Annotated in this window: 10 protein-coding genes; 9 read left to right on the top strand and 1 reads right to left on the bottom strand. The window is 67.0% G+C overall.

Annotation, left to right across the window (positions count from 1 at the left end):
* The first annotated feature begins 291 nt into the window (after window positions 1-291).
* The 5 genes from rplJ to ACIQ6Y_RS30570 all read left to right on the top strand — a co-directional run bounded on the left by rplJ (window position 292) and on the right by ACIQ6Y_RS30570 (window position 10,279).
* Window positions 292-822 carry a 50S ribosomal protein L10 gene (gene rplJ / locus ACIQ6Y_RS30590; RefSeq protein ID WP_356692205.1) on the top strand — a complete coding sequence of 177 codons (531 nt, stop codon included), beginning with the start codon at window positions 292-294 and terminating at the stop codon, window positions 820-822.
* Between the two features lie 166 nt (window positions 823-988).
* Window positions 989-1,327: a 50S ribosomal protein L7/L12 gene (gene rplL, locus ACIQ6Y_RS30585; RefSeq protein WP_404044176.1), complete on the top strand. Its 339-nt coding sequence runs from the start codon at window positions 989-991 to the stop codon at window positions 1,325-1,327.
* A gap of 611 nt (window positions 1,328-1,938) precedes the next feature.
* Window positions 1,939-5,424: a DNA-directed RNA polymerase subunit beta gene (gene rpoB, locus ACIQ6Y_RS30580; protein ID WP_404043725.1), complete on the top strand. Its 3,486-nt coding sequence runs from the start codon at window positions 1,939-1,941 to the stop codon at window positions 5,422-5,424.
* A gap of 99 nt (window positions 5,425-5,523) precedes the next feature.
* On the top strand, window positions 5,524-9,420 hold the full coding sequence (locus ACIQ6Y_RS30575) for a DNA-directed RNA polymerase subunit beta' (protein ID WP_404043723.1): 3,897 nt from the start codon (window positions 5,524-5,526) through the stop codon (window positions 9,418-9,420).
* Between the two features lie 166 nt (window positions 9,421-9,586).
* The gene (locus ACIQ6Y_RS30570; RefSeq protein ID WP_404043721.1) at window positions 9,587-10,279 is read left to right on the top strand and encodes a hypothetical protein; all 693 of its coding nucleotides are present in this window, start codon (window positions 9,587-9,589) and stop codon (window positions 10,277-10,279) included.
* Window positions 10,280-10,283: 4 nt separating this feature from the next.
* Here the strand turns inward: ACIQ6Y_RS30570 and ACIQ6Y_RS30565 are convergent, their stop codons facing one another.
* On the bottom strand, window positions 10,284-11,210 hold the full coding sequence (locus ACIQ6Y_RS30565) for a hypothetical protein (RefSeq protein WP_404043719.1): 927 nt from the start codon (window positions 11,208-11,210) through the stop codon (window positions 10,284-10,286).
* A 117-nt stretch (window positions 11,211-11,327) separates the two neighbouring features.
* Between ACIQ6Y_RS30565 and ACIQ6Y_RS30560 the strand changes: the two genes are divergently transcribed.
* The 4 genes from ACIQ6Y_RS30560 (at window position 11,328) to fusA (ending at window position 15,140) form a co-directional block, all read left to right on the top strand.
* Window positions 11,328-11,831 carry a DUF1707 and DUF4190 domain-containing protein gene (locus ACIQ6Y_RS30560; RefSeq protein WP_404043717.1) on the top strand — a complete coding sequence of 168 codons (504 nt, stop codon included), beginning with the start codon at window positions 11,328-11,330 and terminating at the stop codon, window positions 11,829-11,831.
* Between the two features lie 298 nt (window positions 11,832-12,129).
* Window positions 12,130-12,501, top strand: coding sequence for a 30S ribosomal protein S12 (rpsL, locus tag ACIQ6Y_RS30555; protein ID WP_003948652.1), 372 nt, complete (start codon window positions 12,130-12,132; stop codon window positions 12,499-12,501).
* A 2-nt stretch (window positions 12,502-12,503) separates the two neighbouring features.
* Complete coding sequence (gene rpsG / locus ACIQ6Y_RS30550; RefSeq protein WP_003992340.1) at window positions 12,504-12,974, top strand: 30S ribosomal protein S7; 471 nt, start codon at window positions 12,504-12,506, stop codon at window positions 12,972-12,974.
* Between the two features lie 39 nt (window positions 12,975-13,013).
* Window positions 13,014-15,140, top strand: a complete 2,127-nt coding sequence (gene fusA, locus ACIQ6Y_RS30545; RefSeq protein WP_404043715.1) for an elongation factor G — start codon at window positions 13,014-13,016, stop codon at window positions 15,138-15,140.
* Window positions 15,141-15,285: the final 145 nt, after the last annotated feature.

The raw sequence follows: 15,285 nt of genomic DNA, 5'->3' as shown, positions 1-15,285 counted from the left end.
CCTGGTACGACCGGATTTGCTTCCCGGCGATCCGGTCACGTAATCTCCTTCTCGAAGCCAAAGACCGCTGGTCGTTGCCGTGCGCTCGTGAGAGGGCGCGGTGGCCGAAGGATCCGCTGAAAATGCGGACGACCCGCGCAGGTGACCGTGGAAGAACTCCCGGAGTGCACACCGAAGTGTGTGTACGGCCGGTCGAGTCCGCCCCGAGCGCCTGCGCCGGGGCGTTTCGTTTTCCCCAGTCCTCCTTCGGGTCCGCGCGGTCCGAATCACCCGGAAGGAGGCCGAGGCTCTATGGCGAGGCCCGACAAGGCTGCCGCGGTTGCCGAGCTGACGGACAAGTTCCGTAGCTCCAACGCCGCCGTGCTGACCGAGTACCGCGGTCTCACCGTGGCGCAGCTCAAGACGCTGCGTCGTTCGCTCGGTGAGAACGCCCAGTACGCCGTGGTGAAGAACACGCTGACCAAGATTGCGGCCAACGAGGCCGGGATCACGCTGGACGACCAGCTCTTCGCTGGTCCGACGGCCGTCGCCTTCGTCACCGGTGACCCGGTGGAGTCGGCGAAGGGTCTGCGCGACTTCGCCAAGGACAACCCGAATCTCATCATCAAGGGCGGTGTCCTTGACGGCAAGGCGCTGTCCGCCGATGAGATCAAGAAGCTTGCGGACCTCGAGTCCCGCGAGGTTCTGCTCGCCAAGCTGGCGGGCGCCATGAAGGGCAAGCAGACGCAGGCTGCGCAGCTCTTCCAGGCGCTTCCGACGAAGCTCGTCCGCACCGTGGACGCTCTTCGCGCCAAGCAGGACGAGCAGGGCGGTGCCGAGTAATTCGGCTCGCAACATGATCGCCGCCTGAGGCGCTCCGCCGCAGGCAGTGGTCGTAGCGGGCCAACGTACGCCCGCCATTCATGTACATCCCGGCACCAGCCGAATTAGTGGAAGGAAAGCCATCGTGGCTCTCACCCAGGAAGAACTGCTCGCCGAGTTCGAGGGCATGACCCTGATCCAGCTCTCCGAGTTCGTCAAGGCGTTCGAGGAGAAGTTCGACGTCACCGCCGCCGCCGCGGTCGCCGTTGCCGGTCCGGCCGGTCCGGCCGCCGCCGCCGAGGCCCCGGAGGAGAAGGACGAGTTCGACGTCATCCTCACCGGCGCCGGCGACAAGAAGATCCAGGTCATCAAGGTCGTGCGCGAGCTCACCTCCCTGGGCCTCAAGGAGGCCAAGGACCTGGTCGACGGCACCCCGAAGCCGGTCCTGGAGAAGGTCAACAAGGAGGCCGCGGACAAGGCTGCCGAGTCCCTCAAGGCTGCCGGCGCCTCCGTCGAGGTCAAGTAAGACCTCACGGGTCCACACGGCCGCGCGCCGGTAGGCGCATATTGATGCGGCGGCGCGAGCTGAACGCGGCCCGATAGGGCTGTAACGCGAACGCACCGAAGAGCGATCATCCATCCGGGTGGTCGCTCTTCGGCGTTTGCGGGGGGCCGGCCGCGGTTGCCTTGCACCCGGTACGGCGGGGGGTATGGTGATCTTCGTCGTGTCTCCGAACGTCCTGGTTCCGGCCAGGGGGCCTTGACGAACCGAACGCAGCGCGCAATTCTCAGGACGCGTCGTCACAACGGTCCGAATCCGAGGCATGGATCGACGACGAAGAGGGCAGTATCAACGTGCGTTGAGGGCAGGCATGCCGCAGACGTTGAGAACAAAGAGGGTCCCTATGGCTGTGGTGCAAACCGGGACTGGACATCAGTGTGCCAAGTGGCTACACTGACCCTTTGCGCTGCCTGTTAGCTGTCCCCTGCCCGTCACCAGGGGTCTGCCCTCACCTCAGCACTGACGATCAGAACTCTCTGACCTGGCCGAACAGCCACAAAGGGAAGCCTGTCGCCATGTGTGAGTGAGGGGCCGGTACGCGCGTAGTGAGTCCGAGCCCTCGGAAGGACCCCCTCTTGGCCGCCTCGCGCAACGCCTCGACCGCGAATACGAACAACGGCGCCAGCACCGCCCCGCTGCGCATCTCTTTTGCAAAGATCAAGGAGCCTCTCGAGGTTCCGAACCTGCTCGCGCTGCAGACCGAGAGCTTCGACTGGCTGCTCGGAAACACCGCCTGGCAGAGTCGGGTCGAGGAGGCTCTGGAGAACGGTCAGGACGTCCCCACCAAGTCCGGTCTGGAGGAGATCTTCGAGGAGATCTCCCCGATCGAGGACTTCAGCGGGTCGATGTCGCTGACCTTCCGTGACCACCGCTTCGAGCCGCCGAAGAACTCGATCGACGAGTGCAAGGAGCGCGACTTCACGTACGCCGCGCCGCTCTTCGTCACGGCCGAGTTCACCAACAACGAGACCGGCGAGATCAAGTCCCAGACCGTCTTCATGGGCGACTTCCCGCTCATGACGAACAAGGGCACCTTCGTCATCAACGGCACCGAGCGTGTCGTGGTGTCGCAGCTGGTCCGTTCGCCGGGTGTCTACTTCGACTCCAGCATCGACAAGACGTCCGACAAGGACATCTTCTCCGCCAAGATCATCCCGTCCCGGGGTGCCTGGCTGGAGATGGAGATCGACAAGCGCGACATGGTCGGCGTCCGCATCGACCGCAAGCGCAAGCAGTCGGTGACCGTCCTGCTCAAGGCGCTCGGCTGGACCACCGAGCAGATCCTCGAGGAGTTCGGCGAGTACGAGTCCATGCGCGCCACCCTGGAGAAGGACCACACCCAGGGCCAGGACGACGCGCTGCTCGACATCTACCGCAAGCTGCGTCCGGGCGAGCCCCCCACGCGTGAGGCCGCGCAGACGCTGCTGGAGAACCTCTACTTCAACCCCAAGCGCTACGACCTCGCCAAGGTCGGCCGCTACAAGGTCAACAAGAAGCTGGCCGCGGACGCCCCGCTCGACGCGGGCATCCTGACCGTCGAGGACATCATCTCGACGATCAAGTACCTGGTGAAGCTGCACGCCGGTGAGACCGAGACCGTCGGCGACAACGGCGACACGGTCGTCGTCGAGACCGACGACATCGACCACTTCGGCAACCGTCGTCTGCGCAGCGTCGGCGAGCTCATCCAGAACCAGGTCCGTACGGGTCTGGCGCGTATGGAGCGAGTCGTCCGCGAGCGCATGACGACCCAGGACGTCGAGGCGATCACGCCGCAGACCCTGATCAACATCCGGCCGGTCGTCGCCTCCATCAAGGAGTTCTTCGGCACCAGCCAGCTGTCGCAGTTCATGGACCAGAACAACCCGCTGTCCGGGCTGACGCACAAGCGTCGTCTGTCCGCGCTCGGCCCGGGTGGTCTGTCCCGTGAGCGGGCCGGCTTCGAGGTCCGAGACGTGCACCCGTCCCACTACGGACGTATGTGCCCGATCGAGACCCCCGAAGGCCCGAACATCGGTCTGATCGGTTCGCTCGCCTCCTACGGCCGCGTCAACGCGTTCGGTTTCGTCGAGACGCCGTACCGCAAGGTCGTCGACGGCCAGGTCACCGACGAGGTCGACTACCTGACCGCCGACGAGGAGGACCGCTTCGTTATCGCGCAGGCCAACGCCGGCCTGACCGACGACATGCGCTTCGCCGAGAACCGCGTCCTGGTCCGCCGTCGTGGCGGCGAGGTCGACTACGTCGCCGGTGACGACGTGGACTACATGGACGTCTCGCCGCGCCAGATGGTGTCGGTCGCGACCGCCATGATCCCGTTCCTCGAGCACGACGACGCCAACCGTGCCCTCATGGGCGCGAACATGATGCGCCAGGCCGTTCCGCTCATCAAGGCGGAGGCCCCGCTCGTCGGCACCGGCATGGAGTACCGCTCCGCCGTCGACGCCGGTGACGTCGTCAAGGCCGAGAAGGCCGGTGTGGTCCAGGAGGTCTCCGCGGACTACATCACCACCGCCAACGACGACGGCACGTACATCACGTACCGCCTGGCCAAGTTCGCCCGCTCCAACCAGGGCACCTCGGTCAACCAGAAGGTCGTCGTCGCCGAGGGCGACCGCGTCGTCGAGGGCCAGGTCCTCGCCGACGGTCCCGCCACCGAGAACGGCGAGATGGCGCTGGGCAAGAACCTGCTCGTGGCGTTCATGCCGTGGGAGGGTCACAACTACGAGGACGCGATCATCCTGTCGCAGCGCCTCGTGCAGGACGACGTCCTCTCCTCGATCCACATCGAGGAGCACGAGGTCGACGCCCGTGACACCAAGCTCGGCCCCGAGGAGATCACCCGGGACATCCCGAACGTCTCCGAGGAGGTCCTCGCCGACCTCGACGAGCGCGGCATCATCCGTATCGGTGCCGAGGTCATCGCCGGTGACATCCTCGTCGGCAAGGTCACCCCGAAGGGTGAGACCGAGCTGACGCCGGAGGAGCGCCTGCTGCGCGCGATCTTCGGTGAGAAGGCCCGTGAGGTCCGTGACACCTCGCTGAAGGTGCCGCACGGCGAGACCGGCAAGGTCATCGGTGTGCGCGTCTTCGACCGCGAGGAGGGCGACGAGCTTCCCCCCGGTGTGAACCAGCTGGTGCGCGTCTACGTCGCGCAGAAGCGCAAGATCACCGACGGTGACAAGCTCGCCGGCCGTCACGGCAACAAGGGCGTCATCTCCAAGATCCTGCCGATCGAGGACATGCCGTTCCTGGAGGACGGCACCCCGGTCGACATCATCCTCAACCCGCTGGGTGTGCCGTCCCGAATGAACCCGGGACAGGTCCTGGAGATCCACCTCGGCTGGCTCGCCAGCCGCGGCTGGGACGTCTCCGGCCTGGCCGACGAGTGGGCGCAGCGCCTCCAGGCGATCGGCGCCGACCGCGTCGAGCCCGGCACCAACGTCGCCACCCCGGTCTTCGACGGTGCGCGTGAGGACGAGCTCGCGGGTCTGCTGCAGCACACCGTCCCGAACCGCGACGGCGAGCGCATGGTGCTCCCGACCGGTAAGGCGCGGCTGTACGACGGCCGTAGCGGTGAGCCGTTCCCGGACCCGATCTCGGTCGGCTACATGTACATCCTCAAGCTGCACCACCTGGTCGACGACAAGCTGCACGCCCGTTCGACCGGCCCGTACTCGATGATCACCCAGCAGCCGCTGGGTGGTAAGGCGCAGTTCGGTGGCCAGCGCTTCGGCGAGATGGAGGTGTGGGCCCTCGAGGCCTACGGCGCCGCGTACGCCCTCCAGGAGCTGCTGACCATCAAGTCCGACGACGTCACCGGCCGCGTGAAGGTCTACGAGGCCATCGTCAAGGGCGAGAACATCCCCGAGCCCGGCATCCCCGAGTCCTTCAAGGTGCTCATCAAGGAGATGCAGTCGCTCTGCCTGAACGTGGAGGTGCTGTCCAGCGACGGTATGTCCATCGAGATGCGCGACACCGACGAGGACGTCTTCCGCGCTGCGGAGGAGCTCGGCATCGACCTGTCCCGGCGCGAGCCGAGCAGCGTCGAAGAGGTCTGACGGGAGTCCGGCGGGGGGACCAGTGATGGTCCCCCGGCCGGCCCCAGGACCCCCGTTTCAGACCCCAAGACTTACAACCCTGAGAGGGATTGACGCATAGTGCTCGACGTCAACTTCTTCGACGAGCTCCGGATCGGTCTGGCTACCGCTGACGACATCCGTCAGTGGAGCCACGGCGAGGTCAAGAAGCCGGAGACCATCAACTACCGCACGCTCAAGCCCGAAAAGGACGGACTCTTCTGCGAGAAGATCTTCGGTCCGACCCGGGACTGGGAGTGCTACTGCGGCAAGTACAAGCGCGTCCGCTTCAAGGGCATCATCTGTGAGCGCTGTGGCGTCGAGGTCACGCGCGCCAAGGTGCGCCGTGAGCGGATGGGCCACATCGAGCTGGCCGCCCCGGTCACGCACATCTGGTACTTCAAGGGTGTCCCGTCGCGCCTGGGCTACCTGCTCGACCTCGCCCCGAAGGACCTGGAGAAGGTCATCTACTTCGCGGCGTACATGATCACCTTCGTCGACGAGGAGCGCCGCACCCGCGACCTGCCCTCGCTGGAGGCTCACGTCTCCGTCGAGCGTCAGCAGATCGAGCAGCGCCGCGACGCCGACCTGGAGGCCCGCGCCAAGAAGCTCGAGACCGACCTGGCCGAGCTCGAGGCCGAGGGCGCCAAGGCCGACGTGCGCCGCAAGGTGCGCGAGGGCGCCGAGCGTGAGATGAAGCAGCTGCGTGACCGTGCGCAGCGCGAGATCGACCGCCTCGACGAGGTGTGGAACCGCTTCAAGACCCTCAAGGTCCAGGACCTGGAGGGCGACGAGCTCCTCTACCGTGAGCTGCGTGACCGCTTCGGCACGTACTTCGACGGTTCGATGGGTGCCGCGGCGCTGCAGAAGCGCCTGGAGTCCTTCGACCTCGACGAGGAGGCCGAGAAGCTCCGCGAGATCATCCGCACCGGCAAGGGCCAGAAGAAGACCCGTGCGCTCAAGCGCCTGAAGGTCGTCTCCGCGTTCCTGCAGACGTCCAACAGCCCCAAGGGCATGGTGCTCGACTGCGTGCCGGTCATCCCGCCGGACCTGCGTCCGATGGTGCAGCTGGACGGTGGCCGCTTCGCGACCTCCGACCTGAACGACCTGTACCGCCGTGTGATCAACCGCAACAACCGTCTGAAGCGCCTGCTCGACCTGGGCGCTCCGGAGATCATCGTCAACAACGAGAAGCGCATGCTTCAGGAGGCTGTTGACGCCCTCTTCGACAACGGTCGTCGTGGTCGCCCGGTCACCGGTCCCGGTAACCGCCCGCTGAAGTCCCTCAGCGACATGCTGAAGGGCAAGCAGGGTCGATTCCGTCAGAACCTGCTCGGTAAGCGAGTCGACTACTCGGCGCGTTCCGTCATCGTCGTCGGCCCGCAGCTCAAGCTGCACCAGTGCGGTCTGCCCAAGGCCATGGCGCTGGAGCTCTTCAAGCCGTTCGTGATGAAGCGCCTGGTCGACCTGAACCACGCGCAGAACATCAAGAGCGCCAAGCGCATGGTGGAGCGCGGCCGCACGGTCGTGTACGACGTCCTCGAAGAGGTCATCGCCGAGCATCCGGTTCTGCTGAACCGTGCTCCCACCCTGCACCGCCTCGGCATCCAGGCCTTCGAGCCGCAGCTGGTCGAGGGCAAGGCCATCCAGATCCACCCGCTCGTCTGCACCGCGTTCAACGCGGACTTCGACGGTGACCAGATGGCCGTGCACCTGCCGCTGTCCGCGGAGGCGCAGGCCGAGGCCCGCATCCTGATGCTGTCCTCGAACAACATCCTCAAGCCCGCCGACGGCCGTCCGGTGACGATGCCGACCCAGGACATGGTCCTCGGTCTGTTCTTCCTCACCACCGACGGCGAGGGCCGCAACGTCAAGGGCGAGGACCGTTCGTTCTCGTCGGTCGCCGAGGCGATCATGGCGTTCGACGCCCGTGAGCTCTCGCTCCAGGCGCGCGTGGACATCCGCTTCCCGGTGGGCACCATCCCGCCGCGTGGCTGGGAGCCCCCGGCGCGCGAGGAGGGCGAGCCGGAGTGGCAGCAGGGTGACAGCTTCACGCTGCGCACCACGCTGGGCCGCGCGCTCTTCAACGAGCTGCTGCCCGAGGACTACCCGTTCGTCGACTACGAGGTCGGCAAGAAGCAGCTCTCCCAGATCGTCAACGACCTGGCCGAGCGCTACCCGAAGGTCATCGTGGCGGCGACGCTCGACAACCTGAAGGCGGCCGGCTTCTTCTGGGCCACCCGTTCCGGCGTCACCGTCGCCATCTCCGACGTCGTCGTCCCTGAGGCGAAGAAGGAGATCGTCCGCGGGTACGAGGCGCAGGACGAGAAGGTCCAGAAGCAGTACGAGCGCGGTCTGATCACCAAGGACGAGCGCACGCAGGAGCTCATCGCGATCTGGACCAAGGCGACCAACGAGGTCGCCGAGGCGATGAACGAGAACTTCCCCAAGACGAACCCCATCTTCATGATGGTTGACTCGGGTGCCCGAGGAAACATGATGCAGATGCGGCAGATCGCCGGTATGCGTGGTCTGGTGTCGAACGCGAAGAACGAGACCATCCCGCGTCCCATCAAGGCGTCCTTCCGTGAGGGCCTGTCCGTGCTGGAGTACTTCATCTCCACGCACGGTGCCCGTAAGGGTCTGGCGGACACCGCTCTGCGTACCGCCGACTCGGGTTACCTCACCCGTCGTCTGGTCGACGTCTCCCAGGACGTCATCATCCGCGAGGAGGACTGCGGCACCGAGCGTGGTCTGCGGCTGCAGATCGCCTCGGTCGAGGACGGCACCCTGGTCAAGGCCGAGGACGTCGAGACCTCCGTGTACGCGCGCTGCCTCGCCGAGGACATCGTCGTGGACGGCAAGGTCCTGGCCCCGGCCGGCACCGACCTGGGCGACGTGCTCATCGACGAGCTCATCGCCAACGGCGTCGCCGAGGTCAAGACCCGCTCGGTCCTGACCTGTGAGTCCGCCGTCGGCACCTGCGCCATGTGCTACGGCCGCTCGCTGGCCACCGGCAAGCTGGTCGACATCGGTGAGGCGGTCGGCATCATCGCCGCCCAGTCCATCGGTGAGCCCGGTACCCAGCTGACGATGCGTACCTTCCACACCGGTGGTGTGGCCGGTGACGACATCACCCAGGGTCTGCCGCGTGTCGTCGAGCTCTTCGAGGCCCGTACCCCGAAGGGTGTCGCCCCGATCTCCGAGGCCTCCGGCCGCGTGCGGATCGAGGAGACCGAGAAGACCAAGAAGATCGTCATCACGCCGGACGACGGCAGCGACGAGACGGCGTACCCGATCTCGAAGCGCGCCCGACTCCTGGTCAGCGAGGGCGAGCACGTCGAGGTGGGCCAGAAGCTCACCGTGGGTGCCACCAACCCGCACGACGTGCTGCGCATCCTGGGCCAGCGTGCCGTCCAGGTCCACCTGGTCGGCGAGGTCCAGAAGGTCTACAACTCGCAGGGTGTGTCGATCCACGACAAGCACATCGAGATCATCATTCGGCAGATGCTGCGCCGCGTGACGATCATCGAGTCCGGCGACGCCGAGCTGCTGCCCGGTGAGCTGGTCGAGCGCTCGAAGTTCGAGACCGAGAACCGTCGTGTGGTCCAGGAGGGCGGTCACCCGGCCTCCGGTCGTCCGCAGCTCATGGGTATCACCAAGGCCTCGCTGGCCACGGAGTCCTGGCTGTCGGCGGCGTCCTTCCAGGAGACGACGCGAGTCCTCACGGACGCGGCGATCAACGCCAAGTCCGACTCGCTCATCGGCCTCAAGGAGAACGTCATCATCGGTAAGCTCATCCCGGCCGGTACGGGTCTGTCCCGCTACCGCAACATCCGGGTGGAGCCGACCGAGGAGGCCAAGGCCGCGATGTACTCGGCCGTCGGCTACGACGACATCGACTACTCGCCGTTCGGCACCGGCTCCGGCCAGGCCGTCCCGCTGGAGGACTACGACTACGGTCCGTACAACCAGTAAGACGCGAGCGTCCGCTTGATCTGAAGGGCGGTCACCCTACGGGGTGGCCGCCCTTCGGCGTGTTCGGGCCAGGCGTTCGAGTGACGGGGCCGTGTCCGCGGCTGTCTCCGCGTGCCCCCGTGCGACCTTGTGAGCCCGGCCGACACGGAGCGGAGGTGCTGACGTCATGAGGTCAGCGATGGCCCGGAGACTCGCCGTGGCAGCGGCGCTGGCGGTACTGGCGGGGACGGCGGGGTGCGGGGGCGGTGGGGGAGGCGGCGGTGAGACCGTCGAGGAGCCGTCCGCTCGGTCTTCGTCGAGCGCGGGGTCCGACGAGGAGTCCGAGTGGGCGCCGTCCGAGGACACGTCCACGGCGACCCCTTCTGACGCGGGTGGCGGGCAGGAGGGGGAGGGCACGATCTTCCCGGGCAGTGACACCGAGAAGCCCCGGGCGTCGCCGCTCAAGCTGCCGAGGACGAAGGTGGGCGAGCAGACGACGGGGACGGCCTCGGTCGAAGCCCCGAGTGCGAATCTGTCGAAGCCGCTCAACACGGTCAACGGCGTGTACATCGAGATCGAGGGACAGTCGGTCCCGCCCAGCAACACCTGCGTGGGCGAGTCGGACGACTGCACGGTGGTCTTCGAGTACACGCCGACGGAGCCGGGGCCGTACTCCGGGATCATGACGGTCTCGCTGTCCAACGGCGCCACCCTCACCGCCCCCATCTCCGGCGAGGCGGTCGCCGACGAGGGCCCGACCTCGACCCCGCCCACCAGCGTCGCCCCGCCCACGACACCGTCCGAGGGCGAGGAGGAGGTGCCGCCCGAGGACACGCCCCCCTCCCCGGAGGAGGACGCGGACGAACTGGTCCCCGAGTAGGCCGTCAGGCGCCGCGGATCTCCAGCCAGGTGGTGCCGTCGTCGGGCAGCACCACCACATGGCGGTCCTCGTAGCGTGAGGCGTAGGAGACGAGGTAGAAGCGGGCCGGCGCCTTGGCGAGGATGCGGAAGCCCCGGTACTCGTACCGGTACGGCTCGCTGCGGCGGCCGTGGTCCTTGAACACGATGCTCTTCGCGCTGTGGTCCAGCGGCACCTTCGAGTGCACCACCACGAACGGCGTGCCCCGATAGCCCTCCTCGGCGTCCAGCACGGCGTCACCGCGGCCGACGTCGGCGACGTACTGCGCCATGGCGTAGAAGAGGCTGACCGTCAGCAGGCCGATGAGCAGGGTGCCGCCCGCCAGCCACATCCGCTCGCCGGCCGCGGCCTCCCGGACGCGGGTGCCGGTGCCCTCGCTCAGGCGCAGATGGACGGCGAAGACGGCGAGGATGGACCCCAGGGCCGCCAGCAGGCCCGGCAGGTAGCGGCGGGGCCAGCCGACCGGGAAGACGGCGGCGAGATCCGAGAAGAAGGCGGGCAGGCCCACCAGGATCAGGGCGATGCCGAGCCCGAGCAGCCAGACGACGGCCGCACGGCGCCGCACCGCGTGCTCCGGTCCGGCCAGGACCCGCCCCAGCCAGCCGAGCCCGAGGAACACGATCAGCCCCGCGGCCAGCAGCCCGCACAGCGGCAGGAACACCGCGCTCGTGCTGTTGGCGACGACGCCCTGGATGGAGAAGCCGAGGTCCTCCGGCAGCACGCCGAGGGCGGAGTAGTACGACTTGAGGTACAGGCTGCCGAAGTAGTAGAGCAGGCCGAAGGTCACGGTGCTCGGCGCCGCCACGATCGCCGCCTTCTCCAGGAACGCTGCGGCGGGCGAGCGCGGCGGAGGCGGCTCGGGAGGGGCCGGCGGCGTCTGCGACGTGGACATGGCCACAGTCTGTTCGCCCCGGACCCCCCTCGCACGCAGGGCCACTCCACTCGGGACTGTGCCGATCGTGCGCTTCGGCGCATGATGGTGTCGCACAGTCTCGGGAGGTGCTCTTCGGTGTCGTACCCCGCATGGCAGCCGTGGACCGGGCAGAACGCCCCGTCCCTGCTCGCCTCCAACGCCGACCGCGAGCGCGCGGTCGACGTCCTGAGGGCCGGTTACGGGGAGGGGCGGCTGGAGCGGTCCGAGTTCGAGAAGCGGGTGGAGCGGGCGTACGGGGCCCGTACCGTGGGCGAGCTGGCGCTGCTGGTGGCGGATCTGCCGCAGGGGCCGATGCCGCAGCCGGCGAGCGTGCCGGTGACCTTCATGCCGATGGGCCGGCCGAAGACCAACGAGAAGGCGATCGGGGCGGCGATCTGCGGCGGCCTGGTGTTCTTCACCGGCGGTCTCACCGGCATCCCGGCGATCGTTCTCGGCCACGCGGCGCGCACCGAGATCCGCCGCAGCGGGGAGGGCGGCGACGGACTCGCGCTGGCCGGTCTGGTCCTGGGCTGGCTGGCCACGGCCGCGTGGGCGGCGGGCCTGATCCTGCTGCTCGTGCTGGCGGTCGCCCTGGTCTGAGCCCCGGCCGGCGCCCGGTTCCGGCGGGCGCGGACACAGGCGGCAAGTCGGGCAGGTCGGGCCCGGTTCCATTTGTTTTGACCGCAGCGAATGCGGTAGGTACGCTCAGACCTTGTGCCTGGGGTGTGCCCTGGCCCTCGTGCGTGCCTTCGACCGCATACGGGCCGAGCGCGGCCACCGTAATCTGCGCCCTTCTCGCCTTGCGGCGGGGGTTCGCGGGATTCGACACACCCGACCGCGTGGGTCGGCGACGTTCCAGGTTAGCTTCACCATTCGGCACACAGAAACCGGAGAAGTAGTGCCTACGATCCAGCAGCTGGTCCGCAAGGGCCGGCAGGACAAGGTCGAGAAGAACAAGACGCCCGCACTCGAGGGTTCCCCTCAGCGTCGTGGCGTCTGCACGCGTGTGTTCACGACCACCCCGAAGAAGCCGAACTCGGCCCTGCGTAAGGTCGCGCGTGTGCGTCTGACCAGCGGGATCGAGGTCACCGCTTACATTCCGGGTGAGGGACACAACCTGCAGGAGCACTCCATCGTGCTCGTGCGCGGCGGCCGTGTGAAGGACCTGCCGGGTGTTCGCTACAAGATCATCCGCGGTTCGCTCGACACCCAGGGTGTCAAGAACCGCAAGCAGGCCCGCAGCCGCTACGGCGCCAAGAAGGAGAAGTAAGAATGCCTCGTAAGGGCCCCGCCCCGAAGCGCCCGGTCATCATCGACCCGGTCTACGGTTCTCCTCTTGTCACCTCGCTCATCAACAAGGTGCTGCTGAACGGCAAGCGCTCCACCGCCGAGCGCATCGTCTACGGCGCCATGGAGGGCCTGCGTGAGAAGACGGGCAACGACCCGATCATCACGCTGAAGCGCGCTCTGGAGAACATCAAGCCGACCCTCGAGGTCAAGTCCCGCCGTGTCGGTGGTGCGACGTACCAGGTTCCGATCGAGGTCAAGCCCGGTCGTGCCAACACGCTCGCGTTGCGCTGGCTGGTCGGTTACTCCCGCGCCCGCCGCGAGAAGACCATGACCGAGCGTCTGCTCAACGAACTTCTCGACGCCTCCAACGGCCTCGGTGCCGCTGTGAAGAAGCGCGAGGACACGCACAAGATGGCCGAGTCCAACAAGGCCTTCGCGCACTACCGCTGGTAGTCGCAGACCCCATCGAGACCGAGAGAAGACTGAAGCCTTATGGCTACCACTTCGCTTGACCTGGCCAGGGTCCGCAACATCGGGATCATGGCCCACATCGACGCGGGCAAGACGACCACCACCGAGCGGATCCTGTTCTACACCGGCGTTTCGTACAAGATCGGTGAGGTCCACGACGGCGCCGCCACCATGGACTGGATGGAGCAGGAGCAGGAGCGTGGCATCACGATCACCTCTGCTGCCACCACCTGTCACTGGCCGCTTGAGGGCGTCGACCACACCATCAACATCATCGACACCCCGGGTCACGTCGACTTCACCGTCGAGGTGGAGCGTTCGCTCCGCGTCCTCGACGGCGCCGTGACGGTGTTCGACGGCGTTGCCGGCGTGGAGCCGCAGTCCGAGACGGTGTGGCGTCAGGCCGACCGTTACGGCGTTCCGCGTATCTGCTTCGTCAACAAGCTGGACCGTACCGGCGCCGAGTTCCACCGCTGCGTGGACATGATCTCGGACCGCCTGGGCGCCCAGCCGCTCGTCATGCAGCTGCCGATCGGCGCCGAGGCCGACTTCAAGGGTGTCGTCGACCTCGTCACCATGAAGGCGCTCGTCTGGTCCGCCGAGGCCGCCAAGGGCGAGATGTACGACGTCGTCGACATCCCGGACACGCACACCGAGGCTGCCGAGGAGTACCGCGGCAAGCTCATCGAGGCCGTGGCCGAGAACGACGAAGAGATCATGGAGCTGTACCTGGAGGGCGAGGAGCCTTCCGAGGAGCAGCTGTACGCCGCGATCCGTCGCATCACCATCGCGTCCGGCAAGTCCCAGGGCACGACGGTCACCCCCGTGTTCTGCGGCACCGCGTTCAAGAACAAGGGCGTCCAGCCCCTGCTCGACGCGGTCGTGCGCTACCTCCCCACCCCGCTCGACGTCGAGGCCATCGAGGGCCACGGCGTGAGCGACCCGGAGGAGGTCGTCAAGCGCAAGCCGTCCGACGACGAGCCGCTGTCCGCGCTGGCGTTCAAGATCATGAGCGACCCGCACCTCGGCAAGCTCACCTTCGTCCGGGTCTACTCGGGCCGCCTGGAGTCCGGCACGGCCGTGCTGAACTCCGTCAAGGGCAAGAAGGAGCGCATCGGCAAGATCTACCGCATGCACGCGAACAAGCGTGAGGAGATCGACTCGGTGGGCGCCGGCGACATCATCGCCGTCATGGGTCTGAAGCAGACCACGACCGGTGAGACGCTGTGCGACGACAAGCAGCCGGTGATCCTGGAGTCCATGGACTTCCCGGCGCCGGTCATCCAGGTCGCCATCGAGCCCAAGTCCAAGGGTGACCAGGAGAAGCTGGGTGTCGCCATCCAGCGTCTCGCGGAGGAGGACCCCTCCTTCCAGGTCCACTCGGACGAGGAGACCGGCCAGACCATCATCGGTGGTATGGGCGAGCTGCACCTCGAGGTGCTGGTCGACCGTATGCGCCGTGAGTTCAAGGTCGAGGCCAACGTCGGCAAGCCGCAGGTCGCGTACCGCGAGACGATCCGCAAGGCCGTCGAGCGCGTGGACTACACCCACAAGAAGCAGACCGGTGGTACCGGTCAGTTCGCCAAGGTGCAGATCGCGATCGAGCCGATCGAGGGCGGCGACGCCTCGTACGAGTTCGTGAACAAGGTGACCGGTGGCCGTATCCCGAAGGAGTACATCCCTTCGGTGGACGCCGGTGCTCAGGAGGCCATGCAGTTCGGCATCCTGGCCGGCTACGAGATGACGGGCGTCCGCGTCACGCTCATCGACGGTGGCTACCACGAGGTCGACTCCTCCGAGCTCGCGTTCAAGATCGCCGGTTCGCAGGCCTTCAAGGAGGCCGCGCGCAAGGCCAGCCCCGTGCTGCTCGAGCCGATGATGGCCGTCGAGGTCACCACGCCCGAGGACTACATGGGTGAGGTCATCGGTGACATCAACTCCCGCCGTGGCCAGATCCAGGCCATGGAGGAGCGGGCCGGTGCCCGCGTCGTGAAGGGTCTCGTGCCCCTCTCGGAGATGTTCGGCTACGTCGGCGACCTGCGCAGCAAGACGTCCGGCCGCGCCAGCTACTCCATGCAGTTCGACTCCTACGCCGAGGTTCCGCGGAACGTCGCCGAGGAGATCATCGCGAAGGCCAAGGGCGAGTAACGCACCGCGTTCTCACGCCGTAGGCTTGACTCCGGAGCCTCACGGGGCAAACGCACACGATCGTGGGTGTTTGCCCCGGGTTCCGGGACTTAACAGCAAAGATCACCTGGCGCCGATGAAGTAAGGCGTACCAGAACCACTCCCA

The sequence above is a fragment of the Streptomyces sp. NPDC096205 genome, assembly GCF_044763135.1.
Taxonomy (GTDB): Bacteria; Actinomycetota; Actinomycetes; order Streptomycetales; family Streptomycetaceae; genus Streptomyces.
The sequence above is the reverse complement of the archived record's forward strand: the minus strand, read 5'-3'. Positions and strand labels throughout refer to the sequence as shown.